Annotated in this window: 24 protein-coding genes and 1 pseudogene; 18 read left to right on the forward strand and 7 right to left on the reverse strand. The window is 65.9% G+C overall.

Annotated features, from left to right (window positions below):
- The 6 genes and pseudogenes from RX327_RS16615 (at position 1) to RX327_RS16640 (ending at position 4,913) form a co-directional block, all read left to right on the forward strand.
- A complete protein-coding gene (locus tag RX327_RS16615) occupies positions 1-834 on the forward strand; it encodes an SDR family NAD(P)-dependent oxidoreductase (protein WP_050386161.1) in 834 nt (277 codons plus the stop codon).
- Between the two features lie 108 nt (positions 835-942).
- Positions 943-1,642, forward strand: a pseudogene (gene rpiA / locus RX327_RS16620) (ribose-5-phosphate isomerase RpiA).
- Positions 1,643-1,665: 23 nt separating this feature from the next.
- The gene (locus tag RX327_RS16625) at positions 1,666-2,199 is read left to right on the forward strand and encodes a DUF2059 domain-containing protein (protein WP_317250861.1); all 534 of its coding nucleotides are present in this window, start codon (positions 1,666-1,668) and stop codon (positions 2,197-2,199) included.
- A gap of 229 nt (positions 2,200-2,428) precedes the next feature.
- On the forward strand, positions 2,429-3,814 hold the full coding sequence (gene gor / locus RX327_RS16630) for a glutathione-disulfide reductase (RefSeq protein WP_317250862.1): 1,386 nt from the start codon (positions 2,429-2,431) through the stop codon (positions 3,812-3,814).
- A 478-nt stretch (positions 3,815-4,292) separates the two neighbouring features.
- On the forward strand, positions 4,293-4,502 hold the full coding sequence (locus RX327_RS16635) for a DUF2934 domain-containing protein (protein WP_050386158.1): 210 nt from the start codon (positions 4,293-4,295) through the stop codon (positions 4,500-4,502).
- Between the two features lie 57 nt (positions 4,503-4,559).
- Positions 4,560-4,913 carry a cupin domain-containing protein gene (locus RX327_RS16640; RefSeq protein WP_317250863.1) on the forward strand — a complete coding sequence of 118 codons (354 nt, stop codon included), beginning with the start codon at positions 4,560-4,562 and terminating at the stop codon, positions 4,911-4,913.
- Positions 4,914-5,500: 587 nt separating this feature from the next.
- Here RX327_RS16640 and RX327_RS16645 read toward each other — a convergent pair.
- The gene (locus RX327_RS16645) at positions 5,501-6,427 is read right to left on the reverse strand and encodes an alpha/beta fold hydrolase (protein WP_050386156.1); all 927 of its coding nucleotides are present in this window, start codon (positions 6,425-6,427) and stop codon (positions 5,501-5,503) included.
- A 151-nt stretch (positions 6,428-6,578) separates the two neighbouring features.
- On the opposite strand from RX327_RS16645, the gene RX327_RS16650 reads away from it, so the two are divergent.
- The 3 genes from RX327_RS16650 to RX327_RS16660 all read left to right on the forward strand — a co-directional run bounded on the left by RX327_RS16650 (position 6,579) and on the right by RX327_RS16660 (position 10,270).
- Positions 6,579-7,967 (forward strand): class II 3-deoxy-7-phosphoheptulonate synthase, encoded by a 1,389-nt coding sequence (locus RX327_RS16650; RefSeq protein ID WP_317250864.1) that lies wholly within the window; start codon positions 6,579-6,581, stop codon positions 7,965-7,967.
- Positions 7,968-8,012: 45 nt separating this feature from the next.
- Positions 8,013-8,366 carry a diacylglycerol kinase gene (locus RX327_RS16655; protein WP_317250865.1) on the forward strand — a complete coding sequence of 118 codons (354 nt, stop codon included), beginning with the start codon at positions 8,013-8,015 and terminating at the stop codon, positions 8,364-8,366.
- Positions 8,367-8,515: 149 nt separating this feature from the next.
- Positions 8,516-10,270: an NAD+ synthase gene (locus RX327_RS16660; RefSeq protein WP_317250866.1), complete on the forward strand. Its 1,755-nt coding sequence runs from the start codon at positions 8,516-8,518 to the stop codon at positions 10,268-10,270.
- Positions 10,271-10,277: 7 nt separating this feature from the next.
- Here the strand turns inward: RX327_RS16660 and RX327_RS16665 are convergent, their stop codons facing one another.
- Positions 10,278-11,453 carry a DUF2865 domain-containing protein gene (locus RX327_RS16665; protein ID WP_410712166.1) on the reverse strand — a complete coding sequence of 392 codons (1,176 nt, stop codon included), beginning with the start codon at positions 11,451-11,453 and terminating at the stop codon, positions 10,278-10,280.
- Positions 11,454-11,596: 143 nt separating this feature from the next.
- Positions 11,597-11,920 (reverse strand): hypothetical protein, encoded by a 324-nt coding sequence (locus tag RX327_RS16670; protein ID WP_050386154.1) that lies wholly within the window; start codon positions 11,918-11,920, stop codon positions 11,597-11,599.
- A 294-nt stretch (positions 11,921-12,214) separates the two neighbouring features.
- Between RX327_RS16670 and cysS the strand changes: the two genes are divergently transcribed.
- The 4 genes from cysS to RX327_RS16690 all read left to right on the forward strand — a co-directional run bounded on the left by cysS (position 12,215) and on the right by RX327_RS16690 (position 16,214).
- Entirely contained in the window at positions 12,215-13,630 is a 1,416-nt protein-coding gene (gene cysS / locus RX327_RS16675) for a cysteine--tRNA ligase (RefSeq protein WP_317250868.1), read from the forward strand.
- Complete coding sequence (locus RX327_RS16680; RefSeq protein WP_050386152.1) at positions 13,627-14,133, forward strand: GNAT family N-acetyltransferase; 507 nt, start codon at positions 13,627-13,629, stop codon at positions 14,131-14,133. The genes cysS and RX327_RS16680 overlap by 4 nt, the downstream gene beginning before the upstream one ends.
- A complete protein-coding gene (gene cimA / locus RX327_RS16685) occupies positions 14,130-15,728 on the forward strand; it encodes a citramalate synthase (RefSeq protein WP_317250869.1) in 1,599 nt (532 codons plus the stop codon). Before RX327_RS16680 ends, cimA begins: the two co-directional genes overlap by 4 nt.
- Positions 15,729-15,836: 108 nt before the next feature.
- Positions 15,837-16,214, forward strand: a complete 378-nt coding sequence (locus tag RX327_RS16690) for a VOC family protein (protein ID WP_317250870.1) — start codon at positions 15,837-15,839, stop codon at positions 16,212-16,214.
- 151 nt (positions 16,215-16,365) lie between these two features.
- Here RX327_RS16690 and RX327_RS16695 read toward each other — a convergent pair whose 3' ends face one another.
- Positions 16,366-16,971: a TIGR00730 family Rossman fold protein gene (locus RX327_RS16695; RefSeq protein ID WP_317250871.1), complete on the reverse strand. Its 606-nt coding sequence runs from the start codon at positions 16,969-16,971 to the stop codon at positions 16,366-16,368.
- 213 nt (positions 16,972-17,184) lie between these two features.
- Here RX327_RS16695 and RX327_RS16700 point away from each other — a divergent pair, with 213 nt between their 5' ends.
- The 4 genes from RX327_RS16700 (at position 17,185) to RX327_RS16715 (ending at position 21,995) form a co-directional block, all read left to right on the forward strand.
- On the forward strand, positions 17,185-19,173 hold the full coding sequence (locus RX327_RS16700) for an ABC transporter ATP-binding protein/permease (protein ID WP_317250872.1): 1,989 nt from the start codon (positions 17,185-17,187) through the stop codon (positions 19,171-19,173).
- Between the two features lie 53 nt (positions 19,174-19,226).
- Positions 19,227-19,925 (forward strand): phosphatidylserine decarboxylase, encoded by a 699-nt coding sequence (locus RX327_RS16705; RefSeq protein ID WP_317250873.1) that lies wholly within the window; start codon positions 19,227-19,229, stop codon positions 19,923-19,925.
- A gap of 77 nt (positions 19,926-20,002) precedes the next feature.
- A complete protein-coding gene (locus tag RX327_RS16710; protein WP_317250874.1) occupies positions 20,003-20,884 on the forward strand; it encodes a phosphatidylcholine/phosphatidylserine synthase in 882 nt (293 codons plus the stop codon).
- A gap of 391 nt (positions 20,885-21,275) precedes the next feature.
- Complete coding sequence (locus RX327_RS16715) at positions 21,276-21,995, forward strand: RraA family protein (RefSeq protein WP_317250875.1); 720 nt, start codon at positions 21,276-21,278, stop codon at positions 21,993-21,995.
- 63 nt (positions 21,996-22,058) lie between these two features.
- Here RX327_RS16715 and RX327_RS16720 read toward each other — a convergent pair whose 3' ends face one another.
- On the reverse strand, positions 22,059-22,691 hold the full coding sequence (locus tag RX327_RS16720) for a TerC family protein (RefSeq protein WP_317250876.1): 633 nt from the start codon (positions 22,689-22,691) through the stop codon (positions 22,059-22,061).
- Positions 22,692-22,869: 178 nt separating this feature from the next.
- On the reverse strand, positions 22,870-23,163 hold the full coding sequence (locus tag RX327_RS16725; RefSeq protein ID WP_028334266.1) for a hypothetical protein: 294 nt from the start codon (positions 23,161-23,163) through the stop codon (positions 22,870-22,872).
- A 319-nt stretch (positions 23,164-23,482) separates the two neighbouring features.
- Here RX327_RS16725 and RX327_RS16730 point away from each other — a divergent pair, with 319 nt between their 5' ends.
- Positions 23,483-24,310, forward strand: coding sequence for an SDR family NAD(P)-dependent oxidoreductase (locus RX327_RS16730; RefSeq protein WP_050386150.1), 828 nt, complete (start codon positions 23,483-23,485; stop codon positions 24,308-24,310).
- Here the strand turns inward: RX327_RS16730 and RX327_RS16735 are convergent.
- On the reverse strand, positions 24,288-25,742 hold the full coding sequence (locus RX327_RS16735; protein WP_317251270.1) for a PLP-dependent aminotransferase family protein: 1,455 nt from the start codon (positions 25,740-25,742) through the stop codon (positions 24,288-24,290). The two genes, RX327_RS16730 and RX327_RS16735, sit on opposite strands and share 23 nt — an antisense overlap.
- Positions 25,743-25,802 lie beyond the last annotated feature (60 nt).

The raw sequence follows: 25,802 nt of genomic DNA on the forward strand, positions 1-25,802 counted from the left end.
ATGCGGGAACTTGTCGGAAAAGCCGCTTTTGTCACCGGCGCGGCCAGCGGAATCGGACTTGCGATGGCTACCGCCTTCGCCCGCGAGGGCATGAAGGTGATGCTCGCCGACATTGAAACCGGTCCGCTGGACACGGCCGTCGATGCGCTGCGCGCCGGCGGTGCGGATGTCCATGGCGTTGTCTGCGACGTTGCCGATCCCCTAAGCGTCGATCGCGCCGCGGAGGCGTCGTTCCGCGCCTTCGGCACGGTCCATGTCGTCTGCAACAATGCCGGCGTCGCGGCCGGCGGCGGCATTGACCCGATCTCGGTCGACGACTGGCGCTGGGTGATCGACGTCAATCTGATGGGCGTCGTGCACGGCATCAGGAGCTTCCTGCCGCACATCCGCGGGCACGGCGAGGGTGGCCATATCGTCAATACGGCTTCGATGGCCGGGATGAATGCCGGGCTTGGCTTGAGCCCGTATTCGGCGACCAAGTTCGCCGTCGTCAGCCTGTCCGAAGGGCTCGCCATGCAGCTCAGGCCGCTCGGGATCGGCGTCAGCGTGCTCTGTCCGAGCTTTGTGCGGACCCGGATCGGCGAGAGCGGGCGCAATCGCCCGGAGCAGTACGGCCCGACCCGTCAGCTCGATCCGGCAAGCTCGATGGCCGCTGTCGTCGCCGAGATCGCGCGGCAGCTCGATGCTGGGCTCGATCCGGCGGCGGTCGCGGACCGCGTGCTGGCCGCGATCCGCGACGACCAGTTCTACATTTTCACCCATCCCGGGATGCGGGCCGAGGTCGAGGAGCGCTTTTCGGCGATTTTGGCCGCGATGGACGCCGTTTCGGCCTAAAGACTGGTCCGCTTGCCGCTATTCCTGCCTGCAAAACGACGCTAGATATGCGCCCGCCGGGCCACCCGATGGCGGCCCGTAACGGACCAACCGAGGGGCTATCGGCACGTGGACATGGACGCACTGAAACGGCAGGCTGCTGCGCGCGCCCTCGAGGAGGTGCGCGACGGCATGCAGCTCGGGCTCGGCACCGGCTCGACCGCCAGACATTTCGTCGAGCTGCTCGGTGAGAAGGTCCGTGCGGGCATGAATGTGATCGGCGTGCCGACCTCCGAAGCCACGCGCGCTGATGCGGAACGTTGCGGCGTGCCGCTGACGACCTTGGATGAGGTCGACCATCTCGACATCACCGTCGACGGCGCCGACGAGATCGATCCCGAGCTCAATCTGATCAAGGGCGGCGGCGGTGCGCTGCTGCGCGAGAAGATCGTGGCGGCCGCCTCGGATCGCATGATCGTGATTGCGGACGATACCAAGTGGGTGCCGACGCTCGGCAAGTTTCCACTGCCGGTCGAGGTTATCCCGTTCGGGCTCGCCGCAACGCAGGCCGCGATGGCGCGGGCGTTCGCCGAGGCCTGCGTGTCCGGCGAAATGCTGATCCGGAAAGGACAAGGGCGGCCACGTTTTCGTCACCGATGGCGGCCACTGGATCGTCGATGCCCAGCTCGGCCGGATCGGCGATCCGCCGCGTCTTGCCGGTTTGCTCAGCGCTATACCGGGCGTGGTCGAACACGGCCTGTTCATCGGGCTTGGCAGCGTCGCCGTGCTGGCCGGCGCGCAGGGAATTCGGGTTGTTGAACGGCCATGAGGCCGCAAGCAAGGAGACTTGGAATGAATCGTTTTTCGGGACTTTTGTCGGCTGCGGCCCTGGCGGCTGGACTGGCGCTCGCACCGGCGATGGCGCAGCAGCCGCAGCTGCCCCCCATGCCCAAGGACGTCAAGCAGTCGACCCCCGCGGCGATCGGATACGCCAAGGAAATCCTGACGATGAAGAACGTCTCGGTGATGTATGCCGGCGCCGTTCCGGGCATCATCGAGAAGACCAAGACCGGCCTGCTGCAGCAGTACCTGAACTACCAGAAGGATCTCAACGAGGTCGCGCTGGTCATCGCCAAGAATCTGGCTGGCAGCGAGAAGGAAATCGGCGAAGGCATGGCCCAGATCTATGCCAGCGAGTTCACCGAGCAGGAGCTGAAGGATCTCGTCACCTTCTACAAGTCGCCGCTTGGCAAGAAGCTTTTGACCTCCGAGCCCAAGGCAATCAACGATTCGCTGAGATATATGCAGGAGTGGGCGCAGCAGTTTGGCGTGATCGTCAACGCCCAGTTCAAGGCCGAGATGAAGAAGCGCGGCAAGGATATCTGAACACGTTGTCACCTCGCCCCGCTTGCGGGGAGAGGCACAGGCCGCCGCCGGCGGCCGTTACTGAAGCGACGCCGAAGCGAAGCTTCGGCTACGGCGGAGCGCCGGGTGAGGGGACTTTCCACTAGCTGGCTCGTGGAGATGCCCCTCACCTCAACCCTCTAAGAGCGAGCTTCGCTCGTCTCGACCCCGCAAGAGCGGGGCGAGGGAGAAGGAAGGAAGAGGTACTGCGATGGCTGAATTCGACGTCGACCTCTTCGTCATCGGTGGTGGTTCGGGCGGCGTGCGTGCCGCCCGCATCGCGGCCGGGCACGGCGCCCGCGTGATGATCGCGGAAGAGTACCGCATGGGCGGCACCTGCGTGATCCGCGGCTGCGTGCCGAAGAAGCTGTTCGTGATCGGCAGCCACGTCCACGACGAGATCGAGGACGCCGCCGGCTTCGGCTGGAGCATCGGGCAGGTCTCGTTCGACTGGCCGACGCTGATCGCCAACAAGGACAAGGAGATCGCGCGGCTGGAGGCGGCCTATACGACGAATGTCGAGAAGTCGGGCGCGCAAATCGTCAAGAGCCGCGCGGTGATGGAGGATGCCCACACCATCAGACTCGCCACCGGCGAGAAGGTGACGGCGAAATACATCCTGATCGCCACCGGCGGCGCGCCCAACCATGGCGCCGCGATTCCCGGCATCGAGCACGTGATCTCCTCCAACGAGGCGTTTCACCTGAAGGAGCTGCCGAAGCGGATCGTGATCCAGGGCGGCGGCTACATCGCGCTGGAATTCGCCGGCATCTTCGCCGGCTTCGGCTCCGACGTCACCGTGATCTATCGCGGCGACAACATCCTTCGCGGTTTTGACGAGGATGTCCGGACCCATGTCCGTAGCGAGATGGAGAAGCAGGGCATCACCATTCTCACCGGCTGCACGGTGACCAAGGTCGATCGCCACGGCGAAGAATTCACCACGCATCTGTCGAACGGCTCGAGCCTTGCCTCGGATCAGGTGATGTTCGCGATCGGCCGCCACCCCAACGTCGCCAATCTCGGCATCGAGAACGCGGGCGTTGCCATCAACCCGGCCAATGGCGGCATCGCGGTCGATCATTCCTCGAAGAGCTCGGTCGACAGCATCTATGCGATCGGCGACGTCACCCACCGCTTCAACCTGACGCCGGTGGCGATCCGGGAGGGCCATGCCTTCGCCGACACCGTGTTCGGCAAGCGCGAGGTCAGGGTCGATCACGCCAACATCCCGACCGCCGTGTTCTCGCAGCCGGAGGTCGGCACGGTCGGCCTGACGGAAACCGAGGCGCGCGCGCAGTTCAGCCACGTCGACATCTACAAGACGACGTTCCGGCCCATCAAGGCGACGATGTCGGGCCGCGACACCCGCATGCTGATGAAGCTCGTGGTCGACGGCTCAACCGATCGCGTGCTCGGCTGCCACATTGTCGGCGAGGCCGCGGCCGAGATCACGCAAGCTGTCGCGATCGCGGTGAAGATGAAGGCGACCAAGGCAGATTTCGACGCGACCATCGCGCTGCATCCGACCGCGGCCGAAGAGCTCGTCACGATGCGCACCCCGACCGCGCGCCACGTTCGCCAGGCGGCGGAGTAGCCTAACCCGCGGGGCCGGCGCTGCCGTCCTGGTGCTCTCCTGGCGATCGCGAACGGGGAATGTGCCCTGCCTGACAGCCCAACGCCGCCCGCTTAAAATACATGCGGACGGCGCTGTCTCTAGCCCCAGGAAGGTTCGTGGCAAAATCCTGATGAGTGTTTGTCTGCGGAAGCGGGCAAAGGTTTCATACCTCAGAAGGGGTAGCGCGCCTCCGCAAGACCGGCGCCGACGGCCGCGCTTCGTGGCGGGGAATTAGGGCACCCTTGTTGACATGCACATCCACCCGGGACTTGTCCTCAGGGCCGCTCTTCGCGCGCGCTCAAATCGAACCCGGTTTCCGGCGAATGGCCCGCGCAGCGGCGCTGTGCACAGGCCACGCGCCATCGGCGCGCGGCCGTCTCGCGCGCCTTGGAACCTTGCGCTATGCTGTCCGTTCCACTCTCAAACAGTTTGATGTCTCAAATTGAGGGAGCCGCGCATGAGAGGCCCAACCGAGCAGGAGATCCGGACCCGCGCCTACGAATTGTGGAAGGACGCCGGCGAGCCGCCGGGCAAGATGGATCAGCTCTGGTATCAGGCCGAAAAGGAATTGCTGGCGCGGCGGGCCGCCAACGGCGAAGCGCCTTGCGACATCAACGGGCGCAACGGGCCGAGTACATATCCGGAGAGGCTAAGGGGCGTGCATTGAGTGCGTCGCGCGGCTGAGCTAACGAGTCCGGCGGGCTGGCCCGGACCCGGAGGCATCATGAGCGGCGCGATCGATCTTTCGCAGAAACTGTCGACATTCTCTGACCACTGGTCGCCGCGCACCGTGGCGCAATTCAATGCCTGCGACGTGATGGTGGTGAAGGTGAAGGGCGAGTTCACCTGGCACAAGCACGACGACACTGACGATTTCTTTCTGGTCCTGAAAGGCAAGCTCGATATCGAGTTGCGGGATCGCACCGTGACGTTGAAGCCGGGCCAGATGTACATCGTGCCGAAGGGCGTCGAGCACCGACCCGTCGCGCGGGAGGAGGTGCATCTGCTGCTGATCGAACCTACCGGGACGCCGAACACGGGTGACGCTGCGACGGCTGCGCCGCGGAAGGTGGTGTGAGACTGGTAGATGGGTGGAGCGAAGCGATACCCATCGTCTCGACCGCGAATCCGAGTTGAAGAGCAAAGCTCGGGCGATTCATGTCGCGAGAATGCGAAAGTATGACTCACCGGCAGCGCAATACATGCGGCGTCGTCCCTGCGAAAGCAGGGACCCATAGCCGCCGACGTCAGTTGGCTTGCCGCGCTGGAGCCTCAGCCTGTTTCAACAACGCAGCCCAGTGGTTATGGGTCCCTGCCTTCGCAGGGACGACGTGTGGAAAGAGCAGCAAGCTCTCATTCTTTTTGGTGTCATCGCCCGTGCATGCGAACGATCCAGTACGCCGAGGCTTCTCGGTTCAAGCACCAGCGTCTCTGAAGTACCGGATCCCCGGTCAAGCCGGGCGATGACAGCGAGACGAGCTACGCATCAGCGGTGCATCGCATCGCGCGAGAACCATCCTCATCGTCGTCCTGGCGCAAGCCAGGACCCATTACCCCAAATCTCAATTGTTCCGCGAGGCTGGGGCCGCGTTCCCGTTCACAAGCAAATTCGGTGGTTATGGGTCCTGGCTTGCGCCAGGACGACGGCGGTGAACGTTCGCGCGCTTACCCCTCCGCCTCAATCCACTCCGCGGCGCCGCGCCACAATGCGTCGCGGTGTTCGCTGCGGAAGAAGCCGAGATGGCCGATCGCTTTTGCGCCGGCGTCGGCGGGGCGGATCGAGATGATCTCGGGCGTGATCGACGTGAAGGCGGAGCACAGCAATTCGACAGCCGGCCGCGTCGCCCAGGTATCGTCGGTCATGACAAGCGCGCGGAGCTTGCCCTTGAACTTCGGAAAATTTTCGCGCGCCGTCAGCGTGGCATCATCGAGCAGATAGCGCTCCCGCATCACCCAGCTCCGCCATTGCTCGAACGCGCCCCTCGGCAGGTCCATGCCGAGGCCGGCCCAGGCGGGCAGGTAGCCGAGCGTGCGCGCCAGTGGCAGGCCGACGCCGTTCAGGAAGGCGACGACGCGGTAGCGCTCGGGCGAGGCCATCAGCTTCCAATAGGCAGCCTGCGAGGCGATCAGGAGCGCGCGCGGGATCTCGGCATTGTTGGCGAGCAGGCCGAGTGCCTGGCCGCCGAAGGAGTGGCCGACATAGGCGAAGGGGAGGTTGCGGTAGCGCTCGCGCATCCAGCTCACCGCTGCGGTGGCGTCGAGCGCGGCCCAATCCGCCATCGTGGCCTTGAAGCCGGCCAGCGATTTCGGCTTGTTGAGGCCGGTCGCCGCCATCGGCCGGCTATCGCCGGTGCCGCGGTAGTCGTAGGTCAGCACCGCCGCGCCGCGGCGGGCGAGGTAGCCGGCAAAGCCGCGATAGACCTTGCGGGGCACGGCGGTCGCCGAATTGATCAGCACGGCCTGGCGCCGCGTGCCGCGCGGCAGGAAAAGCGTCGCGGCGAGCGGATAGCCGTCCGCGGCCGGCACGACGATGTCGTCGCTAAAAACGTCGTCCAGCGCGGCGGAGGCCACGGCGATTTCCCCGGCATTCATGCTATGCTCTACCAAATGCGAATTCGGATTTCCCTGCAAGGGCTTGACCAGATTGCAGGAATCCTTCTAGCGGGAAAGCGGGGCCCTGTGTATAAGCCGGGCTTTCGTCATGCCGTGATCAAGTCGCGGTTTTTGCTCAGGAGTTGACCTAATGTCCGAGCGGTGGACGCCCGAGTCCTGGCGCAGCAAGCCGGTGCTACAGGTGCCCGACTATCCCGACGCCAAGGCTTTGGCCGACGTCGAGGCGCAGCTTGCGACCTTTCCGCCGCTGGTGTTCGCCGGCGAGGCGCGCAACCTGAAGAAGGCCCTGGGGCGCGTTGCGGCCGGCGACGCCTTCCTGCTCCAGGGCGGCGACTGTGCCGAGAGCTTCGCCGAGCACGGCGCCAACAACATCCGCGACTTCTTCCGCGTGCTGCTGCAGATGGCGGTGGTGCTGACCTATGCCGGCGCCGTCCCCGTGGTGAAGGTCGGCCGCATTGCCGGCCAATTCGCAAAACCGCGGTCATCGCCGACCGAGAAGGCGAACGGCGTCGAGCTGCCGAGCTATCGCGGCGACATCGTCAACGACATCGCCTTCACCAGGGAAGCGCGCGTGCCGGATCCGCAGCGCCAGCTGATGGCCTATCGGCAGTCGGCGGCGACGCTGAACCTGCTCCGCGCCTTCGCCACCGGCGGCTTCGCCAATCTCGGCAGCGTGCATCAATGGATGCTCGGCTTCCTCAAGGACTCGCCGCAGTCCCGCCGCTACAAGGAATTGGCCGACCGCATCTCGGACGCGCTCAACTTCATGCGCGCCTGCGGCCTCGATCTCGAAAGCCATCCCGAACTCCGTGCCACCGATTTCTACACCAGTCACGAGGCGTTGCTGCTCGGCTACGAGCAGGCCATGACCCGCGTCGATTCCACGACCGGCGACTGGTACGCGACCTCGGGCCACATGATCTGGATCGGCGACCGCACCCGTCAGCTCGATCACGGCCATGTCGAATATTTCCGCGGCATCAAGAACCCGATCGGGCTCAAATGCGGCCCCTCGCTGAAGGCCGACGAGCTCTTGAAGCTGATCGACGTGCTCAATCCCGACAACGAGCCGGGCCGCCTGACCCTGATCAACCGGTTCGGCGCCGACAAGGTCGGCGACCATCTGCCGGGCCTGATCCGCGCCGTGCAGCGGGAAGGACGCAAGGTGGTCTGGTCGTGCGATCCCATGCACGGCAACACCATCACCTCCACGTCGGGCTACAAGACGCGGCCGTTCGACCGCATCCTGTCCGAGGTGAAGTCGTTCTTCGCGATCCACGCGGCCGAAGGCACCCACGCCGGCGGCGTGCATCTGGAGATGACCGGCCAGAACGTCACCGAATGTCTCGGCGGCGCCCGCGCGATCACGGACGAGGACCTCAACGACCGCTACCACACGGTCTGCGATCCCCGTCTCAATGCCGAGCAATCCATCGACATGGCTTTCCTGATCGCGGAGCTCCTCAAGCAGGAGCGCGCCGGCAAGGCCAAACCCATGCCCGCCGCCGCAGGGTTGTGACTTGGGGCAGTGACTTGGGGCATGCAGTGACTTGGGGGCCGTGACTTGCTGAGGTTCTGGCGCGCCACCATCAACTCGCGCAACGGGCTGGCATTCGCCATTCGCTCGGAGCAGGCGATTCGCGAGGAGGTGGTGGCGTTGGCGCTGTCGCTGCCGCTGGCCTGGCTGGTCGGCGCCACCGTGATGCGCCGGGTCGAATTGGTCGCGACCGTGGTGCTGGTGCTCGTCGTCGAGCTGCTCAACACCGCGATCGAGAAGCTCGCCGACCGGCTGACGATGGACCACGACAAGCAGATCGGCCGGGTCAAGGACATGGGCTCGGCCGCGGTCGGTGTTGCGCTCGTCATGGCCGGGCTGTTCTGGCTGTTCGCCCTCGCCGAACGCATGGGCGCGTTCTGATTCCCGAGCATGATCCGGAAAAGTGGGAACCGGTTTTCCGATCAGATCATGCTCAAAAAACACCACCGACGGCCATGGCGCGATTTCTGCAATCGCACCATGACGGGAAGGTGATTGAAGTTTGCTGTTGTGCAGGACAACTTAAGCGTATGAGCGAACAACAGATCAAGATCACCCTGGCGCAACTCAATCCGACGGTCGGTGACGTCACCGGCAACGCCGCGAAGGCACGCGCCGCGCGCGAGAGGGCCAAGGCTGACGGCGCCGACCTCGTGGTGCTGTTTCCGGAATTGTTCATCGCCGGCTATCCGCCGGAGGACCTGGTGCAGAAGCCGGCCTTCCAGGCCGCCTGCCGCGCCGCGATCGAAAGCCTCGCGCGCGAGACCGCGGACGGTGGTCCGGCCATGCTGGTCGGCACGCCCTGGGTCGAGGAGGGCAGGCTCTACAATGCCTGCGCGCTGCTCGACAGCGGCCGCATCGCGAGCTTGCGCTTCAAGTGCAACCTGCCGAACTACGGCGTGTTCGACGAGAAGCGGCTGTTTGCGCGCGGCCCTGCCGCAGGGCCCGTCACCGTGCGCGGTGTGCGCATCGGTGTGCCGATCTGCGAGGACATCTGGCTGGAGGAGTCCGAGGATTACGAGAACGTGGTCGAGACGCTGGCGGAGACCGGCGCCGAGATCATCCTCGTGCCGAACGGCTCGCCTTATGCCCGGGACAAGAATGACGTGCGCCTGTCGGTCGCGGTCGCGCGCGTGACCGAGAGCGGACTGCCGCTGGTCTACCTGAATCAAGTCTGCGGCCAGGACGAGCTGGTGTTCGACGGCGCCTCCTTTGCGCTCAACGGCGATCTCTCGCTTGCGGCGCAGTTGCCGGCCTTCGAGGAGAGCGTCACGACGCTGACCTGGCGCAAGACCGCCGACGGCTGGCGCTGCAACGGCCCGAGCACGGCGCAGCTCGAGGGCGACAAGGCCGACTACGCCGCCTGCGTGCTGGGCTTGCGCGACTATGTCACCAAGAACGGCTTTCCCGGCGTGCTGCTCGGGATTTCCGGCGGCATCGATTCCGCTCTGTGCGCGGCGATCGCGGTCGACGCGCTCGGTGCCGACCTAGTGCATGGCGTGATGCTGCCGTTCCGCTACACCGCGCAGGTGTCGCTCGACGATGCCGCTAAGCTCGCCGCCGCGCTCGGCATCCGCTACGAGGTTTTGCCGATCGCCGAGGCCGTGAACGGCTTCGAGACCATCCTGTCCGGCATCTTCAAGAATCTGCCGCCCGACATCACCGAGGAAAACCTCCAGGCCCGCACCCGCGGCACGCTGCTGATGGCGATCTCCAACAAGACCGGGCTGATGGTGGTGACCACAGGCAACAAGTCGGAGATGTCGGTCGGCTACGCCACGCTCTATGGCGACATGAATGGCGGCTTCAACCCGATCAAGGACATCTACAAGACGCAGGTGTTTCGCCTCGCGGCGCTGCGCAACGGCTGGAAGCCGGAAGGCGCGCTCGGCCCTGCGGGCGAGGTCATCCCGCCCGACATCATCACGCGCCCGCCGACAGCGGAGCTGCGCGAGAACCAGACCGACCAGGATTCGCTGCCGCCCTATGACGTGCTCGACGCCATCCTGGAGCGCCTGGTCGAGCGCGAGCAGCCGCTGGAGCGGATCATCGCCGCCGGCTTCGACCGCGAGGTCGTCACCCGCATCGACCATCTGCTCAACGTCGCCGAATACAAGCGCCGCCAGGCCGCGCCGGGCGTGAAGGTGACGGCGAGGAACTTCGGCCGCGACCGCCGCTATCCCATCACCAACCGGTTCCGCGATTTCGGCAAGGCGCTGCCGGCGCCCGACGAGACGCTGGTGGCGCGCACCTCGCGCGCGTCGGCGGAAGCGTTCGAGGGCTGAGCTCTTCTTACCGCTTGGGAATGAAGGTCGGGCCGACGGTGCGGATCTGGCCGTCGCTCGCCGGCGCGGCCGCCGGTGCCGTGGCGTCAGCGGCTGCGGGCTGCTGTTGAGCTGCGGCGGCGGGCGCGCCCTTCTTGCCGGCGGCGGCCTTGGTCTGGGCGCGCTGCTGCATCTTCCTGGCGCTCTCTTCGGTGACGATGATGTCGCCCTGCTGTTCGGCCGCAGCCTTGTCGTCGGCCGATTTCAGCGCGTCTGCCCAGGTCTGGCCCGCCGCCTTGCAGGAGCAGGACGGGTTGAACTCGCTGCGGAATTTGAAGGCGGTCGGCAGCGACGAGTAGGACACGCCGCTGATCGAGACCGCCTGGTTGATGTCCTCGCCGGGATTTCGGTAGGTGAACAGGCTGGCATCCGCGGCAGGGCACAGCGCCTTGCAGGTCTTCTCGTCGTCGGGGAAGCGCGCCGGAACGGTGGCGAAGGAGATCGGGAAATAGGCGCCGTCGCAGGTGCGCACGCACACGGTGCGGTAGGTGCCGGATTGGGCGCCATACTGCGCATCGGGCGGGGGCAGCGGATTGTTGGGATTGCCGCCGCCACCGCCGCCGAACAGGTTCTCGAGGAAGTTGCCGGGGCCACGCGCGGCCGCGGCATATTGCGGGCCGCAATTGTTCTGCGCCAGCGCCATCAGCACCGAGCGACGCTGGTTGTCGCGCTCCGGGCTGGAGCCGCCGGGACCGCCGCCGCGCAGCCGCTCGAGATTGACGGTGATCTGGTCCAGATTGGCGCGCATCTGCTGGATCTGGGTGTTGACCGGGCCGCATTGCGCCGACTGGCCGTTGAACAGCGAGAAGAAGCCGGAGGAATCGCAGCCCATGCGCTTGGCCTGCGCCGTCACGCGATCGAGCTCGCCCTGCTGGCGGGTTGCCGCGTCCTGATAGCGGCGAATCTGCTCGTCCTTGGCCGGGTCGCCGGAGCCGCCGCCGCGGTCGATCGCCGCCAGCTGGCCTTCGAGCCGGCCGCACATCGGATTGGCCTGCTGATTGGGCTGTGCCGCGCCTTGCGGAGCCGGACCGGGCGGGCCGGGCGGCACTTGCGCCAGGGCATGCGTGGCGGGCAGGGACATGCCGGCCAGCACGGCGCAACTCAGAAACCAGCGGGAGAAGCGAGAACGGGAGCTATTGGGCATATCCGGCCATTAAAACGACGCCGCGCGGCGATCAACGCCAAAGCGCGCGGGCAATGCCGCTGCAATAGCCGTTTCTCGGGGCAGCGTCACGTCGTTTCCGGGGCGCCGGTGTGGCAATAACCCCGTCTGGCCAGCGGCTTGGCTTAGCGCTGGCAGGTGATGGCGACGAATTCGCCGCAGCCGTTGCCGTTACATTTTTCATTCGCGGCGCGCGGAACCGCGCCGGTGATCTCGTCGGGATCGACGCGGCGGTAGTTGGTGGCCTGCGCAAAATCACGTGACCGGCAATAGGCGCGAGCGGCGGAAGCACCGCAGCGATCGCCGCGGGCGAGGCACTGGTCGATGCCGTAGCCGTCGGCCTGGTTGGCGACGATGAAGACGCGGCTGTCGGCCAACGCGACCGAGGAGACAAGGAAGGACGGAGCAAGGACGAGCGTGCAGGCAATCAATGCTGAAATGGGCCGCATGGTGCACCAGTGAAACGGCGGGGAATCCGCTAGCGACCGGATACGCCCAAATCCTTAATAATGATTAACCATGAGGGCGTTGACGTGATTTCGGTGCGGGGCGGCTGGCGAACCGCCCGAAAACAGCCCCTTGACGCAATAATGGGGCCGTGAGACATGGTGGAACCATGAACGGTCTCCTCGCCATCTGCGCCATTTGCCGCGAGATTACGAGCTAGCGATTCGCTGGCTGGAGCCGTCTTTTCTCAAATGCATTGAGAGCCTTGGACGCCCGGCCGAGAGGGATGGGTTGCCATGGAATTGCGTCTTTACGATACGCTGAGCCGGGAAAAGCGGACCTTTGTGCCGCTCGATGCGAACAACGTCCGCATGTATGTCTGCGGACCGACCGTCTATGACTTCGCCCATATCGGCAACGGCCGCGCCGCCATCGTTTTCGACGTGCTGTTTCGCGTGCTGCGCCATCGCTATGGCGCCGGTCACGTGACCTATGTCCGCAACATCACCGACGTCGACGACAAGATCAACGACCGCGCCGCGCGGGATTTCCCCGGCCTGCCGCTGAACGAGGCCATTCGCAAGGTCACCGAACAGACCTATCAGCAGTATCAGGACGACGTCACCGCGCTCGGCTGCTTGCCGCCGACCGTGCAGCCGCGCGCCACCGAGCACATCCCGGAGATGCGCGCCATCATCGACAAGCTGGTCGCCGGCGGCTTTGCCTACGTCGCCGAGGACCATGTGCTGTTCTCGCCGCAGGCGATGAACGCCGCCAACTCGGTGCTGCCGCGCTACGGCGCGCTGTCCAACCGCTCGCTGGACGAGATGATCGCCGGCGCCCGCGTCGATGTCGCGCCTTACAAGAAGGACAACACCGACTTCGTGTTGTGGAAGCCGTCCAAGCCCGGCGAGCCCTCATGGCCGTCGCCGGCCGGCATCGCCGCGCAGGGCCGCCCCGGCTGGCATATCGAGTGCTCGGCCATGGCCTGGAAGCATCTCGGCGAGCATTTCGACATTCACGGCGGCGGCATCGATCTCGTGTTTCCGCATCACGAGAACGAGGTGGCGCAGACCTGCTGCGCCTTCCACCGCGAGCGCATGGCGAACACCTGGATGCACAACGGCTTCCTTCAGGTGGAGGGTGAGAAGATGTCGAAGTCGCTCGGCAACTTCTTCACGATCCGCGATCTCTTGGCCGATTGGCCCGGCGAGGTGCTGCGGCTTGCCATGCTGAAGACGCATTATCGTTCGCCGCTCGACTGGACCGCCAAGGCCACCGAGGAGGCCGCGAAGACACTCGACGACTGGTACGCGGTCGCGGCCGACGCCGAGCCTGGCGCGCCGTCGCCCGCGATGGTCGAGGCGCTCTACGACGACCTCAATACGGCGCAGGCGATGGCGGTGCTGCACGGCCTGCGCAGTGCTGCGTCGAGCAGCGAACAGAGCCGCATGGAGTTTGCCGGCTCGTTGCGGCTGCTCGGATTCCTGGCCGAGAGCGCGGCGCAATGGGAAGGGCGCAAGCAGCAGGCGAGCGGCGTCGATGCCACAGCCGTCGAGGCACTGATCGCCGAGCGAACCGCGGCGCGGGCCCGCAAGGAATTCAAGGAATCCGATCGGATCCGCGATCAGCTCGCCGCGATGGGCGTGGCGATCAAGGACGGCAAGGATGCCGAAGGAAAGCCGATCACCACCTGGGAGATCGCGCGATGAGCCGCTCCGCACCCGCCTTGCGCCCGTATCTGCCCGACGACGCGCCGCTGCTGGCGGCGATCTTCGCGGCCTCGATCATGGACCTGACCGGCGACGATTACAGCGAGGCGCAGCAGGAAGCCTGGGCGATGGCCGCCGCCGACGAGGCGGCCTTCGGCAAGAAGCTCGCCGGCCAGCTCACGCTGATAGCGACATTGCAAGGCGCGCCGGTCGGTTTCGCCTCGCTGAAGGGCGCCGATCTCATCGATATGCTCTATGTGCATCCGAGCGCGGTCGGGCAGGGGGTCGGCAGCGCGCTGTGCGATGCGCTGGAGAAGATCGCGAGTGCCCGCGGCGCCAAGAACCTGAAGGTCGATGCCAGCGACACCGCGCTGGAATTCTTCCGCAAGCGCGGCTACGTCGCCCAGCAGCGCAACTCGGTCACTATTAACGACGAGTGGCTCGCCAACACCACGATGCAGAAGCAGCTCGATGGTGTCGCGACCCCGGGAGGCCACGCGTGAGCCGCGAGCGCCTCTATCTGTTCGACACCACGCTGCGCGACGGTGCGCAGACCAACGGCGTCGATTTCACTCTGGCCGACAAGCAGGTCATCGCGGCGATGCTCGATGATCTCGGCATCGACTATGTCGAGGGCGGCTATCCCGGCGCCAATCCGCTCGACAGCGAATTCTTCAGCAAAAAGCCTGCGTTCGATCACGCGCGGTTCACCGCGTTCGGCATGACGCGCCGGGCCGGACGGTCGGTCTCGAACGATCCGGGCGTCGCCGGGCTGCTGGAGGCGAAGGCGGACGCGATCTGCTTCGTGGCAAAATCCTCAGCCTATCAGGTGCGCGTCGCGCTGGAGACGACGAAGGAGGAGAACCTCGCCTCGATCCGCGACAGCGTCGCAGCCGCGAAGGCGGCCGGCCGCGAGGTGATGCTCGACTGCGAACACTTCTTCGACGGCTACAAGGAAGACCCGAGCTTCGCGCTGGCCTGCGCCAAGGCGGCCTATGAGGCCGGCGCGCGCTGGGTGGTGCTGTGCGACACCAACGGCGGCACCATGCCGAACGAGATCGAGACCATCGTCACCGAGGTGACGAGGCACATTCCCGGCGATCACGTCGGCATCCACGCCCATAACGACACCGAGCAGGCGGTGGCCAATTCGCTGGCCGCGGTGCGCGCCGGCGCGCGGCAGATCCAGGGCACGCTGAACGGTCTCGGCGAGCGCTGCGGCAATGCCAATCTCTGCTCGCTGATCCCGACGCTGAAATTGAAGAAGGAGTTTTCCGACGCCTTCGAGATCGGCGTCACCGCGGAGAAGCTCGCAACGCTCGTCAAGGTCTCGCGCACGCTCGACGACATGCTCAACCGCGTGCCGAACCGGCATGCCGCCTATGTCGGCGAGAGCGCCTTCGTCACCAAGACCGGCATCCATGCCTCCGCCGTGCTCAAGGATCCGCAGACCTACGAGCATGTGTTGCCGGAGCTGGTCGGCAACCACCGCAAGGTGCTGGTGTCCGATCAGGCCGGCCGCTCCAATGTCATCGCCGAGCTCGACCGCGCCGGCATCCCTTACGAGAAGAGCGATCCGAAACTGACGCGCCTCCTCGAGGAGTTGAAGGCGCGCGAGGCGGCGGGCTACGCCTATGAATCCGCCAATGCGTCGTTCGAGCTCCTGGCGCGCCGCACGCTCGGCAAGGTGCCGCATTATTTCGAGGTCGAGCAATTCGACGTCAATGTCGAGCAGCGCTACAACGCGCTGGGGGAGCGGGTCACCGTGGCGCTCGCGGTGGTCAAGGTCGACGTCGCCGGCGAGCATCTGATCTCGGCCGCCGAAGGCAACGGCCCCGTCAATGCGCTCGACGTTGCCCTGCGCAAGGACCTCGGCAAGTACCAGAAATACATCGAGGGCCTGACGCTGATCGACTATCGCGTCCGTATCCTCAACGGCGGCACCGGCGCGGTCACGCGCGTCCTGATCGAGAGCGAGGACGAGAACGGCGAGCGCTGGACCACGGTCGGCGTCTCCGCGAACATCATCGACGCCTCGTTCCAGGCGTTGATGGATTCGGTGATCTACAAGCTCGTGAGGTCAGGCGCGCAGGCGTGAGGCTTAGGCCGTCATTCCGGGATGGTCCGAAGGACCAGACCCGGAATCTCGAGATTCCGGGTTCGGTGCTGCGCACCGCCCCGGAATGACGGATAGAGGAGGACAGACATGATCGACCACGTCTCCGTCGGCGTCCGCGATCTCGAACGTGCCGCGCGGTTCTATGAGCCGACGCTGGCCGCGCTTGGCCTGAGCCGCCTCGTCACGCGGCCGCGGACAGTTGGCTTCGGCAAGGCCTATCCGGAGTTCTGGATCAATCTGCGCGAGGCGATGCCGCCCGTGGCCCCGGAGAGCGGCGTGCACATCTGCCTGCGGGCGAGAACCACGGCCGAGGTCGATGCGTTTCACGCCGCCGCGCTGTCGGCCGGCGGTGGCTCCGACGGCGCGCCCGGCATTCGCCCGCACGACCGCGTGCGCTACTACGCAGCCTTCGTCACCGATCCCGACGGCAACCGGATCGAGGCCGTGACGTTTCCGAGCGAGTGAGGTTGGGGGGCGGCTACCTAACCCCGTCGTCCTGAGGCGCTCGCGGAGCGCGCCTCGAAGGGCGAACGGCCACCAGCCGGGCTGTACATGCTTCGAGACGCGCGTTCCGCGCTCCTCAGCATGACGGAATAGGGTTAGCGCGCCCGAACAATCAGAGCCGCCGCGCCACTTCGGGCGCGAGTTCCTTTGCGGCCTCGGGCGTGCGTGCCACCGCCGAACGCAGCCGCGGCAGGATCTCGTCAACGCGGTCGGCCATCAGGACGTTGATCGGCAGCGTCGGGCGGATGAACTCGGTCATGCGCATGTGGTTCAAAAGCGAGAACAGCGGCTCCCAGAAATTGTCGATGTTGGCGAGCAGCACCGGCTTGGCGTGACGGCCGAGCTGCTTCCAGGTCATCTGCTCGACCAGCTCCTCCAGCGTGCCGACGCCGCCCGGCAGGGCCACGAAAGCGTCGGAGCGTTCGAACATCAAGCGCTTGCGCTCGTGCATGTCGGGAGTGACGATCATCTCCTGCACGCGCGTCAGCGCGTTCTCGCGCATCCGCAGGAAGTCGGGAATGATGCCGGTGACAGTGCCGCCGTGGTCGAGCACGGAGGTCGCGACCGCGCCCATCAGGCCGAGCGAGCCGCCGCCATAGACCAAGCGGATGTTGTTCTCGGCAAAGCTCTTGCCGAGCGCGACGGCAGCTTCAACGAAACGGGGATTGTTACCGGGGCCGGAGCCACAATAAACACAGACAGTCTTGATTTGGTTCATATGATCCTTGTGGCACCGCAGCGTAAACAGGGTCAAGACTCCCATATGGGGATTGAGAGCCAAAAAATCCCGTAAATTCCCGCGAATCGCGAACAATTTTCGTCATAAGCCTGTACGCCGCGTTCAAACGATCTATATGACGGGCACAATGGCAAACCGTGGAAAAGATGTGGCAGCGGACCGCCGCGCCGTGAACGCGCGGGCGGGCGCCTGATGGTGCTGCCGCAACAGCATGTGACCGGCGCCGCACAGCCCACGGCCACGCCGCCGGTCGCCGAGAAGGGGACGCTGCTCGGCACCCTCGTTCATCTCTGGCCCTATATCTGGCCCGGCGATCGCGCCGATTTGAAGACGCGCGTGATCTGGTCGGTGGTGCTGCTGCTGTTCGCCAAGCTCGCGACGCTGTCGGTGCCGTTCACCTTCAAATGGGCGATCGATGCGCTGAACGGCACCGGCTCGGCGCCGGTTGCGGCCTCGAACTGGGTGGTCTGGCTGATCGCCTCGCCGGTGCTGATGACGATGAGCTACGGCGCGATGCGCATCCTGATGGCGGTGCTGACGCAGTGGCGCGACGGGATCTTCGCCCGTGTCGCCATGCATGCGGTGCGCAAGCTCGCCACCATCACCTTCATTCACATGCACGAGCTGTCGCTGCGCTTTCACCTCGAGCGCAAGACCGGCGGCCTGACGCGCGTGCTCGAGCGCGGCCGCGAGGGCATCGAGGTCATCGTGCGCATGGTGATCCTGCAGCTGATCCCGACAATCGTCGAGGTCTCGCTGCTGATGGCGGTGCTGCTCTGGCAGTTCGACTGGCGTTACGTGGTCGTGACCCTGATCACGGTCATGCTCTACATGTACTACACCTACATCGCGACCGAGTGGCGGATCGGCATCCGTCGCAAGATGAACGATTCCGACACCGAGGCGAACACCAAGGCGATCGACTCGCTGCTCAATTACGAGACCGTCAAATATTTCAGTGCCGAGGCGCGCGAGGCGCAGCGCTACGACAAATCGGTGGAGCGCTACGAGGAGGCGAGCGTCCGCACCTATACGTCGCTCGCGGTGCTCAACACCGGCCAGGCCGTGATCTTCACGCTGGGCCTGACCGCGACCATGCTGATGTGCGCGATCGGCGTGCGCAACGGCACCAACACCGTCGGCGATTTCGTGCTGGTCAACGCGATGATGATCCAGCTCTACCAGCCCCTGAACTTCATGGGCATGGTCTATCGCGAGATCAAGCAGGCGATCATCGACATCGAGAAGATGTTCAATGTGCTGGCGCGCGATCCCGAGGTGAAGGACATTCCGGGGGCCAAGCCGCTCGCGGTGTCGTCCGGCAGCGTGCGGTTCGAGGATGTCCGCTTCGCCTACGAGACGGACCGCCCGATCCTGAAGGGCATCAGCTTCGAGGTGCCGGCCGGCAAGACCGTCGCCATCGTCGGCCCGTCGGGCGCAGGCAAGTCGACCATTTCGCGGCTGCTGTTCCGCCTGTATGACGTCTCCGGCGGCAAGATCCTGATCGACGGCCAGGACATCAAGACCGTGACGCAAGCCTCGCTGCGCTCGGCGATCGGCATGGTGCCGCAGGACACCGTGCTGTTCAACGACACCATCCGCTACAACATCCGCTACGGCCGCTGGGATGCGACCGATACCGAGGTCGAGGAGGCGGCGCGACTGGCGCAGATCGACCACTTCATCCGCATGGCGCCGAAGGGCTACGACACCCAGGTCGGCGAGCGCGGCCTGAAGCTGTCGGGCGGCGAGAAGCAGCGCGTCGCGATCGCGCGTACGGTTCTCAAGGCGCCGCCGATCCTGGTGCTGGACGAGGCGACCTCGGCGCTCGACACCCACACCGAGCACGAGATCCAGGGTGCGCTCGACCGCGTGGCGAAGAACCGCACCTCGCTGGTGATCGCGCACCGGCTTTCGACCATCGTCGGCGCCGACGAGATCATCGTGCTGGACCAGGGCCGCATCGCCGAGCGTGGCACCCACGCGCGGCTTTTGGCCGCCGACGGCCTCTATGCCAGCATGTGGAACAGGCAGCGCGAGGCCGAGGCGGCCCGCGAACGGCTCGCCCAGGTCGATGACGACGGCACCGCGCCGAATCGGCTGCCGCCGGCGGTCACCGAATCGTCGGAGGATTCCACCCCTGATGCGGGTGAGAAACCCTTGCCGACCGCCGCGGAATAGTCGATTTAGGGCCTCTCCCGCCAAATGGGGCGGGGAAACGCAAGCGAGCTCTGATGTCGATCGCCAATTCCATCCGCGCGCAGATCCCGCCGATCCACAAGGAGGGCTATCCCTTCATCGGCGGCTTCGCGCTGGCAAGCCTGGTCCTGTTCTGGCTGTGGTCGCCGCTGGGGTGGATCGGCACGATCCTGACCGTCTGGTGCGCGCTGTTCTTCCGCGACCCCGTCCGCGTGACACCCGTGCGCGACGGGCTGGTTGTGTCGCCCGCCGACGGCCGCGTCTCGATGATCACCATGGCGCTGCCCCCGGCCGAGCTCGGGCTCGGCGACCGGCCGCTGCCGCGCATCTCGGTGTTCATGAGCGTGTTCAACTGCCACGTGAACCGCGCGCCCGTGGCGGGCAGGGTGGATCGCATCGCCTATCGGCCCGGCCTCTTCATCAACGCCGAGCTCGACAAGGCGAGCGAGGACAATGAGCGCAACTCGCTGGTCATCACGACGCCGACGGCGCGGATCGGCGTGGTCCAGATCGCCGGCCTCGTTGCCAAGCGCATCGTCTGCTTCGTCAAGGAAGGGCAGGCGATCGGTGCAGGCGAGCGCTTCGGCCTGATCCGCTTCGGCTCCCGCCTCGACGTCTATCTGCCTGTCGGAACCAAGGCGCTGGTGTCGGAAGGGCAGACCGCGATCGCCGGAGAGACGATCCTGGCGGATTTCCGCAACGCCGATCCGGGCCGGACTTACCGCGCCGATTAACTCTGTTTCGGCGGCGCCATCAGCCGGTTCCCGCTGCAATGGCGGAGCCGGACGGCGCTTGCTATATTCGTCAGGCCATGACGCCATTCGATCCGAATTCTACCGAGTATCGCCGCCGGCGGTTTCGACCGATCCCGGTGCGGATGCTTGTGCCCAACGTCATCACGCTGCTGGCGATCTGCGCCGGCCTGACCTCGATCCGGCTGTCGATCGAGGGGCGGATGACGCTCGCCGTCTACGCCATCGTGTTCGCGGCCGCGCTCGACGGCATCGACGGCCGCATCGCGCGCATGATCAAGGGCCAGTCCAAGTTCGGCGCCGAGCTCGACAGCCTCGCCGATTTCGTCAATTTCGGGGTGGCGCCGGGCCTGATGCTGTACTTCTGGCAGCTGCACGAGCTCGGCAATGCCGGCTGGATCGCCGCGATGGTGTTCGCGATCTCCGGCGGCCTGCGGCTGGCGCGCTTCAATGCCACCATGGATGATCCGAACAAGCCGGCCTTCGCGGCCAATTTCTTCACCGGCGTGCCGGCGCCCGCCGGCGCCATCACGGTGCTGCTGCCGATCTACATCGCCTTCCTCGGCGTACCGATGCCGCCGGCGACGCTGACGGCGTTCTATACGCTTCTGATCGCGTTTCTGATGGTGTCGCGCCTGCCGGTGTTCTCCGGCAAGACCAAGCGCATGCGTGTGCCGCCGGAGCTGGTGCTGCCGGCCTTCGTATCGGTGGTGTTCTTCGTCGCACTGCTGATCGGCTATCCCTGGCACATCCTGTCGGCGGGCTCGGTGCTCTACCTGATCAGCCTGCCCTGGGGCTGGAAGTCCTATCGCGACCAGGAGCGCCAGCTTGCCGCGCAGACGCAAGCTGCGGGCGCGCCGATGGCGGCGCAGGCCGCTGCTCCCTATACGGCGCCGGTCGCGGAGAGTGACCACGACGATCGTCCGACGCATCTGCACTGATGCCTCAGCGTAACCCGTCACCCCGCGCAAAGGCTTCGCCTTTGTCGCTGGAGGCGCGAGCGCAGCGAGCCTCGTAGGGTGGACGGCCACCAGCGAGGCCGTCGACCCTTCGAGACGGCCGCTGCGCGGCCTCCTCCAGCGACAACGGCTTTGCCGTTGCGCGGGGGTGACGGTGATGTTGCTTCATTCCAGCAAATATCAGCCATGAGCGTGCCTCGGTTGGGTTCGCGTGCGATCTCGGCTATAGGCTGAGACGGCCCGCTCGAGCATGATCCGGAAAAGTGGAGACCGGTTTTCCGAAAAGATCATGCTCAAACAAAGAAATGAGATCATGATGCGTTTCCCTGGAAACGCATCATGATCTGACGCCAAAAATCAGGAGAGAAACGCCGTGACGACATCCGCTTCCGCCCCGCTTCCTGCTTCCGTCCTTGAAGCGTTGGCGCGCTACGACACGCCGACGATCTGCAATGCCATGGAGATCGTGGCGCCCGAGCGGCGTCTGATCGGCTACACCACCAAGCAACTGGTCTGTCCGTTCCCCGACCTGCCGCCGATCGTCGGCTATGCCCGCACGGTTGCGATCCGCTCGGTGCTGAAATCATCGCTCCCGGCCGGGGAACAGTCGAAGCGCCGCATCGACTATTACGAATATGTCGGTACCGGCCATGGCCCGCGCATCTCGGTGATCCAGGACATCGACGGCCCCGATGCGGGCTACGGCGCATTCTGGGGCGAGGTGCAGAGCAACGTGCACAAGGCGCTCGGCTGTCTCGGCGTCATCACCGACGGCTCGATCCGCGACATCCCGCAATGGGCCCCGGGCTTCCAGGCGCTGGCGGGCTCGATCGGCCCGTCCCATGCCTGGGTGCATGCGGAAAGCTTTGGCGGCGAAGTGCGCGTCGCCGGCATGACCGTGAAGTCCGATGATCTCGTCCACGCCGACCGGCACGGTGCCATCGTGATCCCGCTCGACGTCGCCGCAAAGCTGCCGGAAGCCGCCGAACTGTGCGGCCGCCGCGAGACGCCGATCCTGGACATCGCGCGCAGCAAGGAGTTCTCGCTCGAGAAGCTCAAGGACGCGCTGAAGCGTTCGGCGGAAATCCACTGAGGCAGCACGCGTTGTCGACTTGCAGAACGGCGGGCCGAACGGCCCGCCGTTTTGCTTTCGGTGTCAGACCGGAGCCACCTTCGCGATCTCGTTCGCTCCGCGAACCGTCATGTCGATGGCGACGTAGAGGATCACGGCGAGGCCGACATAGGCGATCCAGCGGTGGTTCTGCAGCAGCCGCGCGATGAAGGAGGCCGCCGCGCCCATCATCGCGATCGAGAGCGCGAGGCCGAACACCAGCACGATCGGATGCTCGCGCGCGGCACCCGCGACCGCGAGCACATTGTCGAGCGACATCGAGACGTCGGCGGCGACGATCTGCGTGGTGGCCTGCCACAGCGTCTTGCGCTGGCCCTTTGCGCCATCGGCATGTTCGGCAGTGGTCTCGTGCGCGTCGGCGCGCAGCTCGCGCCACATCTTCCAGCAGACCCAGAGCAGCAGCACGCCGCCGGCGAGCAGCAGTCCGATGACCTGCATCAGCTGCGTAGTGACCAGGGCGAACATGATGCGCAGCAGTGTCGCGGCACCGATGCCGATCAGGATCGCCTTGCCGCGCTGCTTCTCCGGCAGGCCCGCCGCGGCAAGGCCGATGACGACGGCGTTGTCGCCGGCGAGCACGAGATCGATCAGGACGACTTGCAGCAATGCGCTGAGGGCGTCGAGTGAAAACAACTCGGGCGAAAATAGTTCGGACATGGGTCATGTTCCCCTTGAGGTCGGGGAGCGGACCCTTTCGACGAAACCGGTTCTTGCCGTCATGCGGACGGCAAATCCACCGCGACGCTTATCGCGTCACGGGTCGAAGCAGGGCCACTCCAACTGAGTTCCAGTCCGACATCGCAGCTTGTGGCTGCCAGAGGGGCCCGGCCTGGGATTACGGTCGTGACACCGGACGCATTGCTGCTTCTTCCTCGAAGAACAGCGCCGCCTGATCCGGTTCGCCGAGGATCGCCGCTGCGCACCCCATGAAGGTGAACGCGCCGGCAAAATCCCACAGCGTGAGGTTCGCCACGCTTGCGCGCACGTGGATCACGCGCGCCGCAATCGCGGCAATGGCTGCCTGGACGAACAACAACAGGCTGAGCACGGGCAGCACGAGTGCGGGCTCAACCAGACGGAGCGTCAGGACGATCGGCAGCGCGGTCAGCGCGCCGAACAACAGCAGCATGCCGAACGGCTCCAGAGAGGGAGTCTTTCGCAAGGTCCTGTCTGGAATGATCGAGGACATTCCGGTCCTTTACCGATCCTGATTTGTCGTTCACCTCGAGGATATCAGAACGCGATCTCCTTGACGCGCGACGCGGCGCCGCGCGACCGCCGGCCGCGCGACAAGATGTACGCATGCGGGTTCCGGAGAAGGCCCGAGCCCCGGGGTGATCTTGGACGCTATTTTGGCGCCGCCGGCGCCGTGGCATGCCATGGCAAAGTCCGCGCGGCGCCTTTATCTTTGCTGACAGCGCTGGGCGAACGATCGAAAGGCAATTTCGATGAATATGGCAGGCAAGACCGTGCTGATCACCGGTTCCACCGACGGCGTCGGCCGCTACGTCGCGATGAAGCTGGCGTCGGCCGGCGCCCGGGTCCTGATCCACGGCCGCGATACCAAGCGGGCGCAGACGCTCGCCGACGAGATCAAGCGCCTCAGCGGTCGCGAGCCGATGTTCTACCAGGCCGATCTGTCCTCCCTCGCCGAGGTCCGCGAGTTCGCCCAGCTGGTGCTCGACGACCAGGAACGCCTCGATGTGTTCGTCAGCAACGCCGGCATCGGTTCGCAAAACGAGGGGCCGGCGCGGCAGACCAGCAACGACGGCCACGAGCTGCGCTTCGCGGTCAACTATCTCGCCGGCTTCCTGCTCGTGCATCTGTTGCTGCCGCGGCTCAAGGCGAGCACGCCGGCGCGCATCGTCAATGTCGCGTCGCTCGGCCAGCACCCGATTGATTTCGGCGACGTGATGATCACGAAGAACTACAGCGGTGCGCGCGCCTATGCGCAGAGCAAGCTGTCGCAGATCATGTTCACCATCGACCTGGCCGCCGAGCTGGAAGGTTCCGGCGTAACCGTCAACTCGCTGCACCCTGCGACCTACATGAACACCACGATGGTGCGCGCCAGCGGCGCGACGCCGATCTCGACCGTCGAGCAGGGCGGTGATGCCATCCTGCGTCTGGTCCAGGACGACGATGTAGCAGGCCGGAGCGGGCTGTTCTTCGACGGCAAGCGGGAGGCCCGCGCCCATGCCCAGGCCTATGATTCCGAGGCGCGCAAGCGGCTCAAGGCGTTGAGCCTGACGCTCACCGGGCTGCGGGCTTCCTGATCCGGCGCGGCGCCGGCCCCCCTTGGATGCGACCTTGGGCGCGGATCGCCTCGAACAGGCGCTTGCAGGCGGCCGGAACGCCGCGATCCGGCACCGTTGCTATGCCGAGCAATAGACCCGGCTGCGCGCGCTTCGGTGAGACATACCAGGGCGAGAGCGGGGCGGGCGCCAGCCCGTGCGCGAGCAGTGCCCTGACGATCTCGACGTCGGCGGTCTTGTCCGGCAGCGTCAGCATGACGGCGAGGCCGGCAACCCGCACGTCGTTGCTCCAGCTCCGTAGCGCCGTCGTCAGCGCATCGCGGTTGTCGCAATAGGCCCGCTTGGTTCGCCTGAGATGGCGAATGTAGTGGCCGTCGCGCATGAACTCCGCGGTGGACAGCTGCACCGCCGGTCCGGGAGCGGGGGCCAGGCATGTCGCGACATCGGCGAACTGCGCCGCCAATGGCTCCGGCGCAACCAGGAAGCCGAGGCGAAGCGTCGGTGAGATGGTCTTGCTGAAGGAGCCGAGATGGATCACCCGGCCGGCGCCGTCGAGCGAGGCAAGCGCCGGCGCGGCGCGGCCGTCGAGCTGCAACTCGCCGAGATAGTCGTCCTCGATGATGAAGGCTCCGGTCTGGGCGGCCCAGTCGAGCAGCTGCGTGCGACGTTGCGGCGACAGCGGCGGGCCGAGCGGCGCCTGCTGGCCCGGCGTCACGATCGCGAGTGCCGCGTCGGGGGCGTGTTTGAGGCCGTGGTCGACATCGATGCCGTTGGCATCGACAGGGATCGGGACGACCTCCAGCCGGCCGAGCTCGAGGCCCTTTCGCGTCAATGGAAATCCCGGGTCTTCCATCCACACGCGGCGGCCTTCGAGGCCGAGCACGCGCAGCGCGAGGCCGAGCCCGCCGCCGAATCCCGAGGTGATGACGATTTGCGCGGGCGAGCATTCGAGCCCGCGCGCGATCGCGAGGTGCGCCGCGATCTCGCGTCTCAATTCGAGCTCGCCGCGCGGATCGATGGTGCGCGTCACCGCGCTCAATTCCGCCCGGACGGCGCGCGCGCGGATTCGCGCCAGCAGCTTGGCGGGGAGGCAATCCTGCGCGGGGACGCCCATCCGGAAGTGTCCCTGACCGCTCAGATCACGAAACATCTCCACGACCGAGCCGGGAGCGATCGGCGCATCGGGCTTGGCGGCTTTTCGCGGCCGTCTCGCGACGGTGGTGCCGTTGGCCTTCGACGACACGATGTGCTGGGCGTCCGATAGCTTGTCGTAGGCCGCGCGCACCGTGCCGCGCGCGACGCCGAGCTGCGCGGCGAGGTCGAGCCAGGAAGGCAGCCGGGCGCCCGGCACCAGCACGCCATTGTCGATCGCCGCTGCGATCGCCTTGCGGATCTGCTCGGAGAGCGGCGTCCTGGCCGAGCGGTCGAGCGCGATGGGAAGCGGGTTCGGCATGGCTCGTGGTACACCAATTCGGTTCATTCTTGGTGCTTCTTTTTGGCCATATGCGCCCGC

This window comes from Bradyrhizobium sp. BEA-2-5, from assembly GCF_032918025.1.
GTDB classification, from domain to species: domain Bacteria; phylum Pseudomonadota; class Alphaproteobacteria; order Rhizobiales; family Xanthobacteraceae; genus Bradyrhizobium; species Bradyrhizobium pachyrhizi.

Bases quoted from the DNA above. Each gene is read 5' to 3' on its own strand.
- RX327_RS16615 (WP_050386161.1), top strand. From the start codon at position 1: ATGCGGGAACTTGTCGGAAAAGCCGCTTTTGTCACCGGCGCGGCCAGC.
- RX327_RS16660 (WP_317250866.1), top strand. From the start codon at position 8,516: ATGAGCGAACAACAGATCAAGATCACCCTGGCGCAACTCAATCCGACG.
- RX327_RS16665 (WP_410712166.1), bottom strand. From the start codon at position 11,453: ATGCCCAATAGCTCCCGTTCTCGCTTCTCCCGCTGGTTTCTGAGTTGC.
- RX327_RS16730 (WP_050386150.1), top strand. From the start codon at position 23,483: ATGAATATGGCAGGCAAGACCGTGCTGATCACCGGTTCCACCGACGGC.
- RX327_RS16710 (WP_317250874.1), top strand. From the start codon at position 20,003: ATGACGCCATTCGATCCGAATTCTACCGAGTATCGCCGCCGGCGGTTT.
- RX327_RS16700 (WP_317250872.1), top strand. From the start codon at position 17,185: ATGGTGCTGCCGCAACAGCATGTGACCGGCGCCGCACAGCCCACGGCC.
- RX327_RS16735 (WP_317251270.1), bottom strand. From the start codon at position 25,742: ATGCCGAACCCGCTTCCCATCGCGCTCGACCGCTCGGCCAGGACGCCG.
- RX327_RS16670 (WP_050386154.1), bottom strand. From the start codon at position 11,920: ATGCGGCCCATTTCAGCATTGATTGCCTGCACGCTCGTCCTTGCTCCG.
- RX327_RS16690 (WP_317250870.1), top strand. From the start codon at position 15,837: ATGATCGACCACGTCTCCGTCGGCGTCCGCGATCTCGAACGTGCCGCG.
- RX327_RS16725 (WP_028334266.1), bottom strand. From the start codon at position 23,163: ATGCTGCTGTTGTTCGGCGCGCTGACCGCGCTGCCGATCGTCCTGACG.
- RX327_RS16695 (WP_317250871.1), bottom strand. From the start codon at position 16,971: ATGAACCAAATCAAGACTGTCTGTGTTTATTGTGGCTCCGGCCCCGGT.
- RX327_RS16640 (WP_317250863.1), top strand. From the start codon at position 4,560: ATGAGCGGCGCGATCGATCTTTCGCAGAAACTGTCGACATTCTCTGAC.
- RX327_RS16720 (WP_317250876.1), bottom strand. From the start codon at position 22,691: ATGTCCGAACTATTTTCGCCCGAGTTGTTTTCACTCGACGCCCTCAGC.
- RX327_RS16635 (WP_050386158.1), top strand. From the start codon at position 4,293: ATGAGAGGCCCAACCGAGCAGGAGATCCGGACCCGCGCCTACGAATTG.
- RX327_RS16705 (WP_317250873.1), top strand. From the start codon at position 19,227: ATGTCGATCGCCAATTCCATCCGCGCGCAGATCCCGCCGATCCACAAG.
- RX327_RS16625 (WP_317250861.1), top strand. From the start codon at position 1,666: ATGAATCGTTTTTCGGGACTTTTGTCGGCTGCGGCCCTGGCGGCTGGA.
- RX327_RS16680 (WP_050386152.1), top strand. From the start codon at position 13,627: ATGAGCCGCTCCGCACCCGCCTTGCGCCCGTATCTGCCCGACGACGCG.
- gor (WP_317250862.1), top strand. From the start codon at position 2,429: ATGGCTGAATTCGACGTCGACCTCTTCGTCATCGGTGGTGGTTCGGGC.
- cysS (WP_317250868.1), top strand. From the start codon at position 12,215: ATGGAATTGCGTCTTTACGATACGCTGAGCCGGGAAAAGCGGACCTTT.
- RX327_RS16650 (WP_317250864.1), top strand. From the start codon at position 6,579: ATGTCCGAGCGGTGGACGCCCGAGTCCTGGCGCAGCAAGCCGGTGCTA.
- RX327_RS16645 (WP_050386156.1), bottom strand. From the start codon at position 6,427: ATGAATGCCGGGGAAATCGCCGTGGCCTCCGCCGCGCTGGACGACGTT.